Raw genomic sequence first — 1,151 nt, 5'->3', positions numbered from 1 at the left:
AGCAGTAGTAAGGGAGGCATATGAAGTTAAAGTAACTAATCGAAGCTAAGTACTATGCATCCCCATTAAGCCCTGAGGAAAAGCACCCTCCGTTTAAAGTAAGCCTAATTACAATATAATATTTTATACCTTGAGACTTACTGATTATATAGCCTTAATTAATTACCCTCATCCAGCTTGGCATGAATTCAAGGCGCATTCTTTAATAGAGCATTGAACAGCAACTTTAAAGGCTTCACGACTATATGTAGATTAAAGTATTAATATTCATTCATTGTTAATAGGATTATATTTGATTACACTGAAGTGACGCCCTCATACCGATGTAGGTTATGCCATTGGGGTCGAGGGAGCCAATATTTAGGCCATTCCATCAGATTATTATAATCAATGATAATACATAGGTAAAACCATAATATCAACAATACACTACTTCAATAAATAGCTGCCTGAAATCAACCATGAATTATTTAGGCAATTACTGATTAATGAGGTTAAGAGATTGATTAATGCCGAACCAAGTAACTTAATTGCCGTTAATGAAAATGAGGGTAAAATAAGCATCACCGCAAATCCCCTAATGTTCAATATTATTAGTAAGCTAAGGTAATGCAGTGGGCTTTAATGTAAGTAGTGAGGAGTTAAGTATAGTGATTTATCATGTAAGGAGATATCCCCATATGGCTTCTAATGCCATTAGGGAAGGTGATCAATACAGCGCCTCAGTAGGGTAATAATGCGGCATCTACAGTAGGTTCCTATGCTTTAAGTAAGTCATTTAGTGATTCAATATCCTCAATCACCTTCCTAAGCATTGAGAGGATTATGGTACTCACCCTATACCCAAGCATCATGAGGCTAATCCTGCCTCCTGAATCCACTACCCCAGTAACCCAACCTCCGAGCTCATGACTATGAAGGATACGTTACTGCAGCGAATCATAATGATAAACCATTAAGAACTAACAACTCATCATACAACTTACCTCTAAGATTTTAAACCTCATTATAACTATTATGACTCAACACCTACCAAATCCACTGCTCACTAACTCAGCGTTTCATTAATCACCCTCCCTAAGAAGAGGCGGATTTCCTAACCATTTTTGCGATTTAACATAGTTTCCTTAATTTTTGGTGTGCTAGAGTAG

1 protein-coding gene is annotated in these 1,151 nt (G+C 36.8%); it reads right to left on the bottom strand.

The window, feature by feature from the left end; genetic code table 11:
- Nucleotides 1-758 precede the first annotated feature (758 nt).
- Complete coding sequence (locus tag BP896_RS00850; protein ID WP_291764697.1) at nucleotides 759-881, bottom strand: hypothetical protein; 123 nt, start codon at nucleotides 879-881, stop codon at nucleotides 759-761.
- Nucleotides 882-1,151: the final 270 nt, after the last annotated feature.

It is taken from the genome of Caldivirga sp. UBA161, assembly GCF_002506515.1.
Taxonomy (GTDB): domain Archaea; phylum Thermoproteota; class Thermoprotei; order Thermoproteales; family Thermocladiaceae; genus Caldivirga.
The sequence above is the reverse complement of the archived record's forward strand: the minus strand, read 5'-3'. Positions and strand labels throughout refer to the sequence as shown.